This is a genomic window from Lysobacter sp. CA196 (assembly GCF_052078695.1).
In the GTDB taxonomy this organism is placed as follows: Bacteria; Pseudomonadota; Gammaproteobacteria; order Xanthomonadales; family Xanthomonadaceae; genus Lysobacter.
Genome location: NZ_JBQJIN010000008.1, coordinates 67,631 through 83,066, shown reverse-complemented (window position 1 = coordinate 83,066; position 15,436 = coordinate 67,631). Strand labels below are relative to the sequence as shown.

Here is a 15,436-nt window from a genome sequence, read left to right as displayed (position 1 = left end):
CATCCGTCTTGGCGAAAGTGCCGCAGAGATCGGGTTCCGCCACCGAGCGCACGCTTGCCGCGCGGCAGTTACTGCGGACCGTGCACCGCTATAGCGCTTCGAGGGCCGCCGCGCGGGCGCAGCCTCCGAGCTCGCGTCCGAGACCGGAGTGCGTACCGGATGCGCTGCCGAGCCCGCGCAGGCTGCAGGCATCGGCGACCACGGGCGCCAGGCAGACATCCCAGTCCATGCTCAGAGCATGCTCGGCGCTCGCCCAGGTGCAGCCGAGCGTCGCGCTGCCCGGCACCAGGGTCCAGCCGCGGCGATTCGCATGCCCCAGGTGCTGGGTGCGGGAAGTGTCGATGCACGCCGCCAATGCGATGTCTTGCACCAGCAGCCAACGCGTCTGCGGCGACTCTCGCTGCCATTCCAGTCCGCGCCGCATCTGCACCGGGAAGATCGCCTTGAAGCCGAACTCGGCGACCGACCGGTCGGCCATCAGCAGGTTCTGCTCGCGCCAGGCCACCAGGCCCAGTTCGGCGGACGGCCCGATGCGTTTGCCCACCTCACTCATCAGGCCGCGTGCGGACGAGGAGTCGTTGAGCAGCGGCGCCATGACCAGGCCGAACACCACCCACAAGCCGGCGAGCATCGCGATCATGCCGGCGAAGGCGCGGCGGCGCCCGCTCCACAGCAGGCAGGTCAGCCCCCAACCTCCGACCGCGGCGACGCTGGCGGCCAACGCCGAGGACACGTCCTCGAGCGAGCGCTCGGCGACGAAGCGCCGTTCGAACCCGGGATCGCCGAACCACATCGCCAGGCCGCCGATCAGCAACAGCCCGGACAACACCGCGGTGAAGCCGAGCGCGACTCGCTGCGCCGAAGCCTTGCGCAACAGCCCCGGCAGCAACGGCGCCAGCGCCAACGCGACCATCGGCAGCGCCGGCAGGATGTACATGTCGCGCTTGCCGCCGGGGATACTGAAGAACAACAAGACCAGCAGCCACCACGCCAGCGGCAACAGATAGCGCGCGTCGTGGCGGCGCAGGCGCCGGCGCCAGGCCGGCAACGCCCACGGCAAGGCCAGCATGGTCGGCAACCACATCGTCGCCATCACTTCCAGGAAGTACCAGCTCGGCTGGCCGTGATCCCAGGACGCGCCATAACGCTTGGCGGTCTGGCGCACCAGGATATCGTCGAGATAGGCCGCGTACTGGCCGCCGTCCGGGCCCAGCGCGGCGATCGCCAGCGGTACCAGCCAGACGCCGGCTGCCAATACGAAAGCCAGCGGCCCGAGCCAGAACTTCGCCCTGTTCGCATGCAGCTTCACGTTCCAGCCGCGCAGCGAGGCGAAGGCGGCCGGGACCAATATCAACAAAGCGATCGCGCCGACGCCCTTGCTGATCGTGCCCAGTCCCGCGGCCGCCCAGCCCAGCATCCACATCGGCCAGTCCGGCCCGCGCTTGCGTGCGCTGATCAGCACGTGGCGCAGCAAACCGTAGTTGGCCAAGGTGATCCAGAACACCACCAGGGGATCGATCTGGGCCTTCTTCGCCTGCCAGGTGAATTGCAAGGCGAACAGCAGCGCGTAGCCGGCGTACAGGCCGACGCGGCGTGTCCACAGGCGGCGGCCGAGATCGACCACACACCACAGGGTGCCCAGCGAGGCGAGCAGCGACGGCAGCAGGAAGGCGATGCGCCATTCGCCGAACACCTGATACGCCGCAGCCTGCAGCCACATGAACAACGGCGGCTTGTCCGAATACAGCTCGTGGCCGCGATGCGGGAACAGCCAATCGCCGCTCTCGATCATCTGCTTGGCGACGAGGGCGAAACGCGGCTCGTCGGCCGGCCAGGGATCGCGCAGGCCCAGCCCGACGCCGAGCACCAGCACCGCCAGCACCCAGAACAGCAGGGTCTGGTTGCGTCTGGCGACTCGATGTAGCGCGGCACTGTGCAAGATCGTAGTCATCGGTTGATCGGTAGTGGCATGGTCTTGAAGCAGAGCCCCGCAGCAAAGCGCGGGCCGATCCGGCGCTCGCACCGCTGCGAACGCCCGGAAGGCGAAGCGCCGGCATTGTACCGAGGCCGATCGCGGCCCCGGCATGACGGCTCGCTCGGCTCGCATGACCACGCCTGCATCGGCAAGGCACGCCCTCGGCGAATGCTGGCATCCCCGATGTCCGACCCATGTCGGAAACCCGGCCTTCGACCTTCACAGGCCACCGCAGGCGCGTCGTGCGCAACGGCGCCCATGATGCGCAATACGCCACCGTTCGGAAACAGCCGTCGCAGGCCCGGCGCGGTGCGCATCGCGACCTCGGCTGGGCGAGCGCACGCGTTCGGGGCATACTTTTCGCCGCGACCGGCCGACGGCCGCGCGCCGTCCCGACCCGGAGCCCGGGCCCCGCCGCAACGGCCCGGCCGCGATCGGACGGCCGCTCGCGGCGCACGCGAGGCGGCTCGCCTGCGACCGCGACGGCAGCATTCTCAAGCCCGCGGCGCGCATGGCGATGCCGCGGACGCCCCATCGACGACGAGGTAGACCAGTTGATCATCCACCCCAAGGTTCGCGGCTTCATCTGCACCACCACGCACCCGCTCGGCTGCGAGCTCAACGTACGCGAGCAGATCGAAGCCACGCGCGCGCGCGGCGTGCGCAAGGACGGACCGAAGAAGGTGCTGGTGATCGGCGCGTCCAGCGGCTACGGCCTGGCCGCGCGCATCACCGCCGCGTTCGGCTTCGGCGCCGACACCCTCGGCGTGTTCTTCGAGAAGCCCGGCAGCGACAAGAAGGCCGGCACCGCCGGCTGGTACAACTCGGCCGCGTTCGACAAGTTCGCCAAGGCCGAAGGCCTGTATAGCAAGTCGATCAACGGCGACGCCTTCTCCAACGAAGCGCGCGATACCGCCATCGAGCTGATCAAGAACGAGATGGGCGGCCAGATCGACCTGATCGTGTACTCGCTGGCCTCGCCGGTGCGCAAGCTGCCCGACACCGGCGAGCTCAAGCGCTCGGCGCTGAAGACCATCGGCGAGCCCTACGTCTCGACCGCGATCGACACCAACAAGGACACCATCATCCAGGCCACGGTCGAGCCCGCCACCGAGCAGGAGATCGAAGACACCGTCACGGTGATGGGCGGGCAGGACTGGGAACTGTGGATCGACGCGCTCGAACGCGCCGGCGTGCTGGCGCCGGGTGCGCGCACCGTCGCCTTCAGCTACATCGGCACCGAAATCACCTGGCCGATCTACTGGCACGGCGCGCTCGGCAAGGCCAAGGTCGACCTCGACCAGACCGCGCAGCGCCTGGATGCACGCCTGCGCAAGATCGACGGCGGCGCCAACGTGGCGGTGCTGAAATCGGTGGTGACCCAGGCCAGCGCGGCCATCCCGGTGATGCCGCTGTACATCTCGCTGGTGTTCAAGGTGATGAAGGAAAAGGGCCTGCACGAAGGCACCGGCGACCAGCTCAACCGCTTGTTCCGCGAGCGCCTCTACCGCGAAGACGGACTAGCGCCGGAGACCGACGAAGAGCAGCGCCTGCGCCTGGACGACTGGGAACTGCGCGACGACGTCCAGGACACCTGCAAGGCGCTGTGGCCGCAGGTCACCACCGAGAACCTGTTCGAGCTCACCGATTACGCCGCCTACAAGCACGAGTTCCTCAAGCTGTTCGGCTTCGAGCGCAGCGACGTCGACTACGACGCCGAGGTCGATCCCGAGGTGAAGTTCGACTGCATCGAGCTCTGAGTGCGCGGCATCTCGTAACGCAGTACAGGGCGCCCGCTCGGGCGCCCGCTTCGCGCCCGACCGGGCGCGGAGCTTCGGCTCCGGCGCAGACAGCTCAAGCCCAGCCCCCGGCCGCGCTAGCGCTTGCCGCGAAGACCGTCCTTAGACCGATGCGAATGCATGGTCCCTCCGTCTCGGGTTCGGGCCGAAATCTCAACGATTCGCGCCGGCATCGAGTGTCGCCTGCCGCTGGTACAGGAACAACGGCAGCCCGAGCGAGACCCCCACGAGCAGGGTCGCCGCGATCGGCGCCCACAGGCGGCGCACGCGCAGACGGCCCCCTTCGCTTACCACGAACAGCAACAGCACCAAGGCCGAAACCAGCACGTCCATGCCGAAGAAACCGCCGATGCGCGTGGAAAACAGCTCGGCGAACAAGCGCGGCAGATCCGGGCCGTGCTCGGCCAACCACGGCAGCAACTGCGCATAAGGCAACAGCGCGCCGGGCACGCACAGCAACAGATACAGATGCCTGAGTTTCATCGTCGTCCTGCCGTGTGATGGGAAGCGCCTTGCAACGAACTCGGCGTGGGACCGAAGGGCCGCCTTCAGCGGCTCGCCCGCTCTGAGCACCGCCCTTGAGCCGAAACCACCCTACCCGCCGAGGATCGGGCGAACGATGCCACAGCTATCGCAGCACGGTCTGGGAGCGGCGTCGCGAACGAATCGCTATACCGCAGGATGGCCCGAAGCGGCCGGGTGGTTCGAGTCGCGCGCGCCCATGATGAGCAACCATAGGCAGGTACCGATCTCTCCCAAGGAGGCCGGCAAGCTGACGACGCCCGCGAAAGCGGTTTCCGTGAACCCGGGTATCAGCAACCGCGCGAAAACGTCGATCGAGTACCCGAAACATCCCATCATCAACAAGATGCCCAGGATCTTCGGCAGGAAGCCGGACTTGAACACCAGATAGCCGAACGGAAGCAGCCACAACCCCCATAAGAGTTTGCACACGAGTATTCCGTTGCTGTAGCCCGCGAGTGAAAGCATCACCTGTGCCTGCAACTGCTCCGTCGTGAATGCCCGCAGATGATCCGCTCCGCTCAACAGCGACAGCACATCGAGCTTGTGGAACAGGTTGACGAAGGAAATCGGCACACTGACGACCGCCAGAACCACCATCAGCACCGCGGCATTCCTATGAACGGGGCTGAGCAGTCGGTACAGGACGAACGGCAGCAACAAAAAGGCCGTGTAGCAGACCAGGCCCGCGGCGATGCCGAACCGGAACAGCGGCAGCGCGGCGACGATATTGCCAACCGTCGACGATGCATCGCCTCGCACGAACAATTGCGACGGCACGTAGGCCAGGCTGAAGATGCCGCTCAAGACGACGACCAGGTATAGCGCGCCTGCCGCTCTCGCCAAGCGCTTGTTCATGCCCTTGCCTTCGGTCCTGCCCATGTTCTATCCCCTTGATCGGCGCAGCGGCTTGCCCCGGACGCATCGCCGGCTACCGCGTCCATGCGAACCCTTGTCTCGACGAAGGGTCGGCCCGCGCCCGATAGGGTTTCATCGATTTATCCGATCGCTGCTATCGGCTGCCGGACCGCAGGGTCGAGCGCGGGTCGTTCGCGGATCGTTGCCTAAAGCCGGGATGCGCGCATCGTCCACTAGTCATGGACGAAGGATTGCCGTGGCACGGCTGTAAGGGGAGATCTCGCGAGGTAGACCGACCTATCCGGGGGATAGCATCCCGATGGATGCGCCCGTGCATCTCTATGCCTGACTCGAGGATTGCACGCTCGATCGATGTGCGCCGTTCGAGCGCCGCCCGGCATCGCTCGCGCAAGCGGCATGACCGCAGCGAAGCTCAGGCGCGGGGCCAATACGGCGCGCGCAACTCGCGCTTGAGCAGCTTGCCGGTCGGGTTGCGCGGCAGGTGATCGCGGATCTCGACCGCGGCCACCCGCTGCTGTTTGCCGACCCGCTGGTTGAGCCAGTGCTTGATCGCCTCACCGTCGCCGGCCTGCGCGTCCTTGACGATCACCAGGGCCAGAGGCGATTCGCCCCAGACCGGGCTCGGCACGCCGATCACCGCGCACTCGGCGATCGCGGCGTGCTGCATCAGCACCGCCTCGATATCGGCCGGATAGATGTTCTGGCCGCCGGAGATGATCAGGTCCTTCTTGCGGTCGAGAATGTAGAGATAACCTTCTTCGTCGAGACGGCCGATGTCGCCGGTGCGCAGCCAGGTGCGCCCCGCCTCGTCGATCCATAAGGCCTGCGCGGTCGCCTCGGGCCGTCGCCAATAGCCCGACATCGCGAAACGGCTGCGGCCGACAATCTCGCCGGCCTCGCCGGCTGCGAGCGGGCGGTCGTGCTCGTCGAGGATGCGCAGGTCGACGCCGGGCAAAGGCTTGCCGACCGAAGCGAGATGGCCTTCGGCATCCTCCGGGTCGAGCGCGGTGATGATGCCTTCGGTGGTGCCGTAAACCTCGATCACGTCGCAGCGGCAGGTCTCGATCAGGCCGGCCTTGGTCGCCAGCGGCAGCGACGACCCCACGCTCATGATCGCCTGCAGCGAGGAGCGGTCGGTCGCCGGGAACTGCGGGTGATCGAGCAGACGCTGGTACTGCACCGGCACCATCGCGGTGTGGGTGATGCGTTCGCGCGCGATCGTCGCCAGGGTGTCGGCGGCCTCGAAGACATGCCGCAACACCACCGTGCCGCCGCTCAACCAGGTGCCGAGCAAGGCCGCCCAGGTGATGTTCGAGTACAGGCCGGTGACCAGCAAGGTGCGGGCGCCGGCGTGATAACGCAGCGCCAGCGCCGCGTCGTAGGCCCAGGCCGCACGGGTCCCATGCGTGTGGACGATACCTTTCGGCTCGCCGGTGGTGCCGGAGGAATAGATGATGTTGCACAGGTCGGACGCGGACAGCGGCACCTCGGGCGGATGCCCGTCGGCAGCGCCGAGCCAATCCGGATACGCCCGCCAACCGGCCGCGGCCTGGGCTCCCTCTGCGACGACTTCGATGCGGGCGATGCCGGCGATCGCGCCGACGCGGGCCACATGATCGCTCGTCGCGAACACGAAGGCGGCGCCCGAATCGGCCAGCATGGCCGCCGCGCTGTCGGCGCTGATCGCGCTGTTGAGCGGCACCGCGACGCAGCCGGCCTTCATGATGCCGACGATCAGTTCGGCCATCTCGATGCAATTGGACATCAGCAGCGCCACGCGGTCGCCGTGGCGCGCACCTGCGCCGAGCAGGGCATTGGCGATGCGGTTGGTGCTGCGGTCCAGGCCGTGCCAGTCCAGGGTCCGGTGCGGTGCGACGATCGCCGGCGAACGCGCGCGCCAACGGCCGTGCAGGGCGAAGATCTCGGGCAGCAGTGGTTGCGGTGTATCCAACATGGATAAGTCTCCGGGTCGCGGGAACGCTGGGGTCGCTGCGCTCGGCATGCGTCGCGACCAGATTGATGGCATCGACGCCTGCAGACAGTGCCGCGGTCTCAATCCGCAACGTCGAGCAAGGTTTCTATGCCGATCCGGGCATCCAGTTCCGACAGCGACGGCGCATGGCCGACGTCGGGCACTTCGACCAGGCGCACCAGCGGCGACACCGCGGCCATGCGCCGGGCGGTCTTGGCTTCGAGAATGTCGGACAAGGCGCCGCGCAGCAGCAGGATCGGCCGGCCGGCGGCGAGCTTGCGATAGAGGTGCCACATCAACGGCCGCAGCAGCCACAGCTTGGTCGGGCTGACCGTGCGGATGATCTTGGGATCGTAGTCGAGCACCAGCAGACCGTCGTCGCGGACCCGGAACATGCGCTCGATCATCCGCGCCCAGTCCGCGCGCGCGTACTTCGGGTAAGCGGCGCTGCCGATGCGTTCGATGTAGGCCGCCGCGTCCTCGCGCGTCATCGGCGGCACCGGCACCCCGGCGTAGCGCGCGATCCGGTCCAGCGCCGACTTCGGCGCTTGCGGGCCGGCGTCGTTGAGCACCGCCGCCACGACCGCGGCCGGCTGCTTCACCGCCACGGTCATCGTCACCCACACGCCGAGCGAGGTGCCGATGAAGACCGCGCGCGGGATCGACTGCGCCGCCATCAGGTCGAGGATGTCGAGCGCATAGCGGTCGGCGCTGTAAGTCGAGGGATCCTCGGCGTATTGCGAACGGCCGCGGCCGCGCAGGTCCACCGCCAGCACGCGCCGCCCGGCCGCGGCGAGCACCGTGGCGATCTCGTCGAAATCGGCCGAGTTCCGGGTCAGCCCCGGAATGCAGATCACCGGGCAGCGCGGCTTCGCGTCGGCATAAACCGCGGCAGGGTAATCGCGGGCGAACAACCGCAGTCCGTCGCGACTGTGCCAATGCAATGCGTCGTAAGGTTCGGCCGACATGGTGGGTGGGGATTCCTGTGACAACGAAAGAGCGATCGGCCCTGGGCGAGGACCGATCGAAACGCTCATCGCGGTGTCCGCGGCGAGAGCAGTTCAGAACTCGTAGCGCGCCGACAGGCTCACGGTGCGCGGCGCGCCGTAGAAGCCGGTGACGATGTCGAGCGCGGCGATGTGATAGCCGGTGCTGCGATACGACTTGTTGCCCAGGTTCGTGCCCTGCAGGCTCAAGGTCCAGGGCTGGTTGATCTGCCAGATCAAACCGGCGTTCCACAAGCCGTAGGCCGGCTGCGCGATCAGCGGCGACAAGGTGGTCTCGGGATAAGTCTTGCTCTGGTAGCTGTAATTGATGCGGCCGCCGAGGCTGCCGCCGTCGGCGAGCGGATACAGCGCGTCCAGGCTCAACCCGCCCGACCATTTCGGCGCGTTGGTGAAGCGCTGGCTGTCGGCGATGTCGACGCCGCCGCTGCGGTACTCGTCGTACTTGCTGTGCAGGTAGGCGACGTTGCCGCTGAGCGTCCAATGCTCGGACGGCTTCCAGGCGAACTCCTGCTCCAGCCCCTGGATGGTGCCCTTGCCGGCGTTGGTGAAATCGCCGAAGAACCCCGGGCTGCCGTTCGGCAAGGTGTAGGAGGTGAACACCGACAGCTGGATGTTGCTGTAGTCGTTGCGGAACAACGAGGTGTTGATCATCAGGCGGTCGTCGAAGAAGGTCATCTTGCTGCCCAGCTCAAAGGACTGGACCTTTTCGTCGTCGATCGGCCGGCACGAGGCCGGGATCACCGCGCAGTTGGCGCGGATGTTGTAGCCGCCGGAATGGAAGCCGGCGTTGTAACTGGCGTACAGGTTGACGTGATCGTTGGCGCGCCAGGCCAGCGACAGCTTCGGCGAGACGTTGCGCGAGGTGTTGGAGCCGGTGAAGTCGGCCAGCTCGGCGATCGGCACCTGGAAGGCGCCGTCGGCGTAGGCGTAGTTCTGGATCAGCGCGTCCTTGGTTTCCTCGGTCAGGCGCAGCCCCAGGTCGAGGCTCCACTGCGGGTCGATGTCCCAGGTGAAATCGCCGTAGGCGGCGATGCTGCGGGTGCCGATGCGCCCGCTGCTGACCGCGTACTGCGACAACCGCAGCGCGGTGTACGGCGGCGAGCCCAGGAAGGTGCTGCGGTTGATGCCGCCGGCCGCGCCCTTGAAGTAGAACAGGCCGAACACGCCGTGGAGCTTGCCGCCGGCATCGTAGTTGGCCTGCAGCTCCTGGCTGAACTGATGGTCGCTGTAGCCGCCGGAAGCCTCGCCGATCCGTTCCGGCAAGGTGTCGAAATCGATATTGCTCTGGGTCGATGAGCTGCGATAGGCGGTGATCGACTTGAACGCCCAGTCGGCGCTGGCGATCCATTTGAAGGTCAGCGCCGCGCCTTCGAGTTCGCTGTGGTTGATCTGCTCCATCGCGCTGCGGGTGTCGAAGTCGCTGGCGAGCGGTCGATAAGCCGGGTAGTACTTGTTGGCTTTCAACATCTTGGCGCCGCGCGGATTGGAATTGTCGTGCATGCCGTCGAGCGCGAGTTCGACATTGAAACTGTCGGACGGGAAATAGCCAATGGTGGCGCGCGCGGCGTTGGTGTTCTTGTTGCCGTTGCGGCTGTCCTGGACCAGGTTCTTGCCGTAGCCGTCGTTGTGCATGCTGGCGACCGCGACGCGGGCGCGCCAGACGCCATCGTCGCTGGCATCGCCGAGGCTGGCTTTGGCGCCGCGCTCGCCATGGGTGCCGACGGTGGCCTCGATCGAACCTTGGGTGCTCTTGGGCAGCGGGCTCGATACGTACTTGATCGCGCCGCCGATGGTGTTCTTGCCGTACAGACTGCCCTGCGGGCCGCGCAGCACCTCGATGCGGCTGACGTCGAACACGTCGAGCAAGGCGCCTTGAGGCCGCGCCAGATAGACGTCGTCGAGGTATACGCCCACCGCCGGGTCGAAACCCCAGGTCGGGTCGGACTGGCCGATGCCGCGGATGTAGGCGGTCAGGGTAGTGTTGGAACCGCGCGCGGCGTACACCTGCAGCGACGGCACCTTGCCCTGCAGGTCGGCGAGGGTCTGCACGTTCTGCTTGAACAGCGCCGAGGCGGTGAAGGCGCTGACCGCGACCGGCACGTCCTGCAAGGTTTCCTCGCGTTTACGCGCGGTCACCGTGATCGATTCCAGCTGGGTCGGTTTCTTTTCCGATTCGACCGACGCGGTTTCGATTCCGACTTCGGTTTCGGTCCCGGCTTGCTGCACTTCCTGTGCCTGCATTTCCTGCGCCTGCACCGCCGGCCACTGCGTCCACATCGCCACGCCGATCGCCACGCTCAAAAGCCTGTGCTTCATCTTGATCCATTCCCCTGGGGCGTCGCCGTCGCCGCCCACTGCGTGACTGCAACATAGCCGCGACGCCTCGCCGCGGTTCCACCGCGGGAGCACACCGCATTGACCCTGAGTGCACAGACGTGCTGCGTCGCAGCATGCAGCGCGAGCCGCAACGCTCCTAAGATGCCGCTCGTCCGTTCTCCGAGGGATCGCCATGTTCGCAACCGAGGTTGCAGCGCCGACTGCATTCCCCGCCAAGGGCGCGGCGAGTCCCCGGGTCGCGATGGGCGGCTGGTCGACGGTGCATTCGCCCGGCTTCGGCAGCGCCGACATTCAATTGACCCGCCCCGAAGGCCGTATGGGATGGCTGGCGAGCCAGTCGGTCGGCGCGCTGCAACTCAACCACATCGCCCTCAGCGGCCTGCACATGCGCCGCACCCCGCAGCATCTGTCGGGACTGGCGCAGAACTACGTACTCGCCCTACCCGCCGCCGGCAGCTCGCGCAACGTGGTCGGCGGCCATGAAGTGATCCTGGTGCCGGACCGCATCTATCTGATCTCCGCCGCGGTGGTCGGCGAAGTCCAGCCGGAAGGCTGCTACAAAAGTTTCAACACCCTGATACCGGCGCATCTGCTGCAGCAACGCGTGTCGCATCTGCCGACCGTGTTCTCGGCGCCGCTGGACGGCACCGACCCACGCGCGGAATTGCTCGGCGCCTATGCGCGGCAGATCGACCGCCTGGCCAAACAGCTCGGCGAAAGCGAGGCGCAAGTGCTGACCACGCAGTTGTGCGACCTGGTCGCGCTGATGCTGCGCGGCGATTCGCGTACCTTCTGCGACGACCGGTCCCTGGCCGCCGCGCACAAGCAGCGCGCGCTGGATTTCATCGAGGCGCATTACTCGAACGAGGACTTGTCTGCGGACATGATCGCCCAGCGTTGCAGCATCTCCGAGGGCTATCTGCACCGCTTGTTCCGCGACAGCGGGCAGTCGGTGATGGAACGGCTGCGCGCGCTGCGCCTGGGCAAGGCCCACGACATGCTGAGCAACGCGGCCCTGGCGAAACTGCCGATCTCCGAGATCGCCTACCGCAACGGCTTCCGTTCGCAATCGAACTTCTGCCGGGTGTTCCGCCAGCACTTCGGGGTCTCGCCGAGCGAACTGCGCCGCCATTGAACGCCGCGCCGACGAGCGCAAGCACCCGCGCTAGCGATACAGCATCGCCGCCATCTCGGCGACCAACGCCGGCTTGTCCTTGCCGTCAATTTCCATGATGTTGCGGGTGATCATCAGCAGGCGGCCCTCGCCCTTGGCTTCGACCGAAGCCAGGGTCACCCGCACCCGCACACGCTCGCCGGCCGACACCGGCGCCTGGAACCGCACCTCGCCCAGGCCGGCATTGATCGTCCGCGAGACGTCCTCGGGCAGCAGGCCGAGCTGCATCTGCAGCGGCGCGAGCAAGGACAGCAGCAGGAAACCGTGGGCGATGGTGCCGCCGAACGGACTCTCCCTGCGGCAACGTTCGACATCGACATGGATCCACTGGCGGTCGCCGGTGGTCTCGGCGAATCGATCGATCATGGCCTGGTCGACGATCAGCCAGGCGGACACGCCGAGTTCCTGCCCCACTTGTCCGCCGAGGGTGTCGAAGCTGTAGCGCTGGGTCATGCGGAGTCCGTAGCCGATGGATGCGGTGCGGCCCAGCTTAGCGCGACATCCCGGGCCGACCACGGCGCCCCGATTCGACATGATCCGATTCGCGACCGCCGCCTGCACTTCGCGCATGCGATCTGCTGCGGTCAACACACGGTACGCCCGAGGTGAAACCGGGCACGTCTCAAGCGGCTACAACGCGAAGGCTACGCGGTCTTCCGACCGCCAGGAGACACCGCCATGTCGCAATCGTCCACGGCCCTGCGCCGACGCTTCCTCTGCGCGCTCGCCGCCTTGCTGTTCGTGTTGTCGATCCCCGCGCCAGCGTATGCGGCCGGCTATTTCCGCGACCTCTACGTCAGCCTGGCCGGCGCCCGCGATTACCACGGCTACGTGCCGACCAGTTACCGGCCCGGCGTGCCGATGCCGATGCTGGTGGCCCTGCACGGCTGCACCGAGAACGATGTCGGTTTCGAACTGCTGTCGGGCTGGACCCAGCTCGCCGAGCAGCGCGGTTTCATCGTGGTATTCCCCGACCAGAACAACCTCGCCAACCCGCTCGGCTGCTGGAACTGGTACCTGGAAAGCAACCAGCACCGCGGCCTCGGCGAGCCCTCGATCATCGCCGGCATCACCAACAAGCTGCGCTCGCGCTACAGCGTCGACCCGCGGCGGATCTATGTGACCGGCGTGTCCGCCGGCGGGGTCATGGCCAACATCATGGCGGTCGCCTACCCCGACCTGTACGCCGCGACCAGCATTCTCGCCGGCTGCGAATACGACTGCGACATCCTCCAGTTGCAGTCCCCGCAGGTGTCCGGCCAGAAGGCCATCGCCGAGATGGGCAGTCGCCGTCGCGCCGTACCCGCGCTGATTTTCCAGGGCAGCGCCGACCTGGTCGTGGCGCCGTCGACGGCCGAACGCATCGTCGGTCAGTGGGCGACCGTCGCCGGCATCGACAGCGTCGCCGACGAGGTCGTGCAGGGCCAGGTACCGGGCGGGCGTTCCTACACCCACAAGGTCTATCGTGCAGCGGCGGCCGGCCCTTCCTTGATCGAGTCCTATCTGATCGACGGCGCCGGCCATGCCTATCCGGGCGGCTGCCCGTGCAGCCTCTACGGCGATCCCTCCGGCCCCGATGCAAGCAACCTCACCTGGGACTTCTTTCTCGCCCACCCGAAGCCTTGAGTCCCGGCGATTGGACGGCGCCCGGGTTCGCGAGGATTTCGTCGTGTACGACTCCCTGGACACCTGGGCGCCTCCACCTGTTGTTCAACTGGCGAGATGACTGCCGCGCGGCATCAGCGGAAATCCGCGCCCACTTCCAACGCAAGAATGCGGCCGGCGATGGAACTGCGACGTGTGCCGCGATCAGGAACGTGATCTCCGACGATACCGTTATCCAGCGCGCACAAGGTTTCTTATTCGCCAACAAATTGCCCGCATAACTTCTTTAATTTCAAATGCTTGCACTAGGGATCGACCTAGGTTGCCGGCTACGTTCGGCAGTCGTCTACTGGCATCCGATCACGACTGCACAGGAGCGTGTCATGTTGTTGGATCCCATCGGCGGTGGCAGTGCGATTCAACCCCATCAACCCTTGAACTCGCGCCCTGACCTGGGCCAGGTCGAGCGTGATTATCAAGTCGAAACCGACAAGATGATCAAATGGGAGCCGAACTACGTCGGCTGGTTCGTCAAGTCGACCAAGATGACCAAGACCGAGGGCGAGATGCTCGACAACCTCCAGTCCAAGGAGGGCTTGAACGGCGTCAACGAGTTCAAAAGGATCGGGAAGGATGCCTTCAGCACGTCCGAGAAGCGATTCGACACCAATCGCGCCGAGGACGGTCACCAGGATGCGTTCCGCCACGCCTATTGGAACGCCCGCATGACCAAGGAGTACGGCGAGAAATTCGCCAAGGACTTCGCCACCGCGCATGAGGGAACGCTCAATGAGAGCGATCGCGAAGCGATGGACCTCTACAACAACGAAGTCGGTCGCCGCATCGCCACCGAGAACCCTCATGCCAGCAATAAAGAGCTCGCCGACCTGGTCGAAGCGGCGGTCGGCAACGGCGAAATGATCGTGATCGATCGGCAGGGCAATCTGGCGTGGAGCGATCAGGTGCCGGTGGGAGATCATGGAACGGCCAATGGCCTGGTCATGGAAGAAGGCAAACCCAGGCCCGACGGCGAGACCTACCCTTCCGGAAGCACCTGAGCCACGACCGGACCGACTTCAGGAGCGCACTCCTTGTCGCACTGTCCGAAACGCTGCTTACTTGCCCTCCTGGGCCTAACGATGGCGGGCTGCAAAATGTCCAGCAACTTCGATGCTGAGTTGTGGCGCGAACAGCGCGGTTCCGATGCATTGGACAACCCGCGGGTCGAGCAGGTCGTCCCCCTCGAAGAGGGCGGCCATATTCGCGAAGGCATGCGCCGGGTCGAGGTGGCCGAGCTGCTCGGCCCGCCCGATCGAAGTACCTTGCGCAACGATTACTACGAGCTCGGCGCTTCGCCTTTCGGCGTGCATTTCGAGCGCTATGCGATCGAGTACAACGACCTCGACCAGGTGGTGCGTTTCGACATCGAACGACGTTGAGTTCGATCCGGCCGCGATGGCATCCCGGGCCCGACTCGATCGGGGAGACCGTGTAACCCCGGAGCGGGCGCCCGTACGCACGGCTCAGGCGTAGGCGATGACCTCGTGCACCGGCTTGCGCGGTTTCTGCGGCCAGTTGCCCGGCAGCGGATGGCCGACGGTGACGACGATCACCGGCACTTCGCCGGCGGCGAGCGCGAACTCGCGCGCGACGCCGTCGAAGTCGATCCCGCCCATCGCGCCGGTCGCCCAGCCCATGCCTTCGGCGGCGAGAATCAGAGTCATCGCCGCCAGCGATGCCGAACGGATCGCTTCGTCGCGCTGTAGCGCCGGGTCGTCGGCGTGCGCGCGCGTCGCCTGGGCGACCCATCCGTCGGCCATCGACTGCGCCATGATCCCGGTGTCCACCGACGGCTGCAGCGCCTGCTGCAAACGCTCGTGCGCCGCCAGGGTGCCGCAGACGATGAAGGCCACCGAGGCGTCGGCGATCTTCTGCTGGCCGTAGGACAGCGCCTTCAAGCGCGCTTTCGCCTCGGGCGTGCGCACGGCGATGAACTTCCAGTTCTGCAAGTTGTAGGCCGAAGGCGCGCGCGTGGCCTGATCGACCAGAGCGGCGATGTCGTCGTCGGAGATCTGCCGGCTGGGGTCGTAGCGGTTGGCCGATACGCGCGATTCGATGAGTTGTCTGATCGGGTGATTCATGACGCTTCTTGAGTGGGGATTGGAG

At 66.4% G+C, this 15,436-nt stretch carries 12 protein-coding genes and 1 pseudogene; 5 read left to right on the top strand and 8 right to left on the bottom strand.

The annotated features are described in order from the left end of the window. Positions 1–232: 232 nt before the first annotated feature. Positions 233–1,951 (bottom strand): annotated as a pseudogene (locus ACTOWK_RS09815) (ArnT family glycosyltransferase); the annotation flags it as partial. A gap of 578 nt (positions 1,952–2,529) precedes the next feature. On the opposite strand from ACTOWK_RS09815, the gene fabV reads away from it, so the two are divergent. Continuing rightward, positions 2,530–3,735, top strand: a complete 1,206-nt coding sequence (gene fabV, locus ACTOWK_RS09810) for an enoyl-ACP reductase FabV (RefSeq protein WP_441329986.1) — start codon at positions 2,530–2,532, stop codon at positions 3,733–3,735. 192 nt (positions 3,736–3,927) lie between these two features. Here fabV and ACTOWK_RS09805 read toward each other — a convergent pair whose 3' ends face one another. The 5 genes from ACTOWK_RS09805 to ACTOWK_RS09785 form a co-directional block, all read right to left on the bottom strand. Further along, positions 3,928–4,257 carry a DUF2834 domain-containing protein gene (locus ACTOWK_RS09805; RefSeq protein WP_441329985.1) on the bottom strand — a complete coding sequence of 110 codons (330 nt, stop codon included), beginning with the start codon at positions 4,255–4,257 and terminating at the stop codon, positions 3,928–3,930. Positions 4,258–4,443: 186 nt separating this feature from the next. Further along, positions 4,444–5,178 carry a DUF4386 domain-containing protein gene (locus ACTOWK_RS09800; RefSeq protein WP_441329984.1) on the bottom strand — a complete coding sequence of 245 codons (735 nt, stop codon included), beginning with the start codon at positions 5,176–5,178 and terminating at the stop codon, positions 4,444–4,446. 409 nt (positions 5,179–5,587) lie between these two features. Next, on the bottom strand, positions 5,588–7,129 hold the full coding sequence (locus ACTOWK_RS09795) for a class I adenylate-forming enzyme family protein (RefSeq protein ID WP_441329983.1): 1,542 nt from the start codon (positions 7,127–7,129) through the stop codon (positions 5,588–5,590). 98 nt (positions 7,130–7,227) lie between these two features. Next, positions 7,228–8,115 carry an alpha/beta fold hydrolase gene (locus ACTOWK_RS09790; RefSeq protein WP_441329982.1) on the bottom strand — a complete coding sequence of 296 codons (888 nt, stop codon included), beginning with the start codon at positions 8,113–8,115 and terminating at the stop codon, positions 7,228–7,230. Positions 8,116–8,208: 93 nt separating this feature from the next. Then, on the bottom strand, positions 8,209–10,470 hold the full coding sequence (locus ACTOWK_RS09785) for a TonB-dependent receptor (protein WP_441329981.1): 2,262 nt from the start codon (positions 10,468–10,470) through the stop codon (positions 8,209–8,211). Positions 10,471–10,663: 193 nt separating this feature from the next. Between ACTOWK_RS09785 and ACTOWK_RS09780 the strand changes: the two genes are divergently transcribed. Continuing rightward, positions 10,664–11,626, top strand: coding sequence for a helix-turn-helix domain-containing protein (locus ACTOWK_RS09780; RefSeq protein ID WP_441329980.1), 963 nt, complete (start codon positions 10,664–10,666; stop codon positions 11,624–11,626). Positions 11,627–11,656: 30 nt separating this feature from the next. Here the strand turns inward: ACTOWK_RS09780 and ACTOWK_RS09775 are convergent, their stop codons facing one another. Next, positions 11,657–12,118 (bottom strand): MaoC family dehydratase, encoded by a 462-nt coding sequence (locus ACTOWK_RS09775; RefSeq protein WP_441329979.1) that lies wholly within the window; start codon positions 12,116–12,118, stop codon positions 11,657–11,659. A 225-nt stretch (positions 12,119–12,343) separates the two neighbouring features. Between ACTOWK_RS09775 and ACTOWK_RS09770 the strand changes: the two genes are divergently transcribed. The 3 genes from ACTOWK_RS09770 (at position 12,344) to ACTOWK_RS09760 (ending at position 14,709) form a co-directional block, all read left to right on the top strand. After that, positions 12,344–13,291: an extracellular catalytic domain type 1 short-chain-length polyhydroxyalkanoate depolymerase gene (locus ACTOWK_RS09770; RefSeq protein ID WP_441329978.1), complete on the top strand. Its 948-nt coding sequence runs from the start codon at positions 12,344–12,346 to the stop codon at positions 13,289–13,291. A 362-nt stretch (positions 13,292–13,653) separates the two neighbouring features. Further along, positions 13,654–14,328 carry a DUF6973 domain-containing protein gene (locus ACTOWK_RS09765; protein WP_441329977.1) on the top strand — a complete coding sequence of 225 codons (675 nt, stop codon included), beginning with the start codon at positions 13,654–13,656 and terminating at the stop codon, positions 14,326–14,328. Between the two features lie 96 nt (positions 14,329–14,424). Continuing rightward, positions 14,425–14,709, top strand: a complete 285-nt coding sequence (locus ACTOWK_RS09760) for a hypothetical protein (RefSeq protein ID WP_441329976.1) — start codon at positions 14,425–14,427, stop codon at positions 14,707–14,709. A gap of 84 nt (positions 14,710–14,793) precedes the next feature. On the opposite strand, the gene ACTOWK_RS09755 is transcribed toward ACTOWK_RS09760, so the two are convergent. Beyond that, positions 14,794–15,411 (bottom strand): nitroreductase family protein, encoded by a 618-nt coding sequence (locus ACTOWK_RS09755; protein ID WP_441329975.1) that lies wholly within the window; start codon positions 15,409–15,411, stop codon positions 14,794–14,796. Positions 15,412–15,436: the final 25 nt, after the last annotated feature.

What these genes read in the sequence shown, in the direction of transcription:
- ACTOWK_RS09805 (WP_441329985.1), bottom strand. Translation starts at nt 4,257, where the DNA reads ATGAAACTCAGGCATCTGTATCTGTTGCTGTGCGTGCCCGGCGCGCTG.
- ACTOWK_RS09780 (WP_441329980.1), top strand. Translation starts at nt 10,664, where the DNA reads ATGTTCGCAACCGAGGTTGCAGCGCCGACTGCATTCCCCGCCAAGGGC.
- ACTOWK_RS09775 (WP_441329979.1), bottom strand. Translation starts at nt 12,118, where the DNA reads ATGACCCAGCGCTACAGCTTCGACACCCTCGGCGGACAAGTGGGGCAG.
- ACTOWK_RS09770 (WP_441329978.1), top strand. Translation starts at nt 12,344, where the DNA reads ATGTCGCAATCGTCCACGGCCCTGCGCCGACGCTTCCTCTGCGCGCTC.
- ACTOWK_RS09785 (WP_441329981.1), bottom strand. Translation starts at nt 10,470, where the DNA reads ATGAAGCACAGGCTTTTGAGCGTGGCGATCGGCGTGGCGATGTGGACG.
- ACTOWK_RS09800 (WP_441329984.1), bottom strand. Translation starts at nt 5,178, where the DNA reads ATGGGCAGGACCGAAGGCAAGGGCATGAACAAGCGCTTGGCGAGAGCG.
- ACTOWK_RS09790 (WP_441329982.1), bottom strand. Translation starts at nt 8,115, where the DNA reads ATGTCGGCCGAACCTTACGACGCATTGCATTGGCACAGTCGCGACGGA.
- ACTOWK_RS09760 (WP_441329976.1), top strand. Translation starts at nt 14,425, where the DNA reads ATGTCCAGCAACTTCGATGCTGAGTTGTGGCGCGAACAGCGCGGTTCC.
- ACTOWK_RS09795 (WP_441329983.1), bottom strand. Translation starts at nt 7,129, where the DNA reads ATGTTGGATACACCGCAACCACTGCTGCCCGAGATCTTCGCCCTGCAC.
- ACTOWK_RS09765 (WP_441329977.1), top strand. Translation starts at nt 13,654, where the DNA reads ATGTTGTTGGATCCCATCGGCGGTGGCAGTGCGATTCAACCCCATCAA.
- ACTOWK_RS09755 (WP_441329975.1), bottom strand. Translation starts at nt 15,411, where the DNA reads ATGAATCACCCGATCAGACAACTCATCGAATCGCGCGTATCGGCCAAC.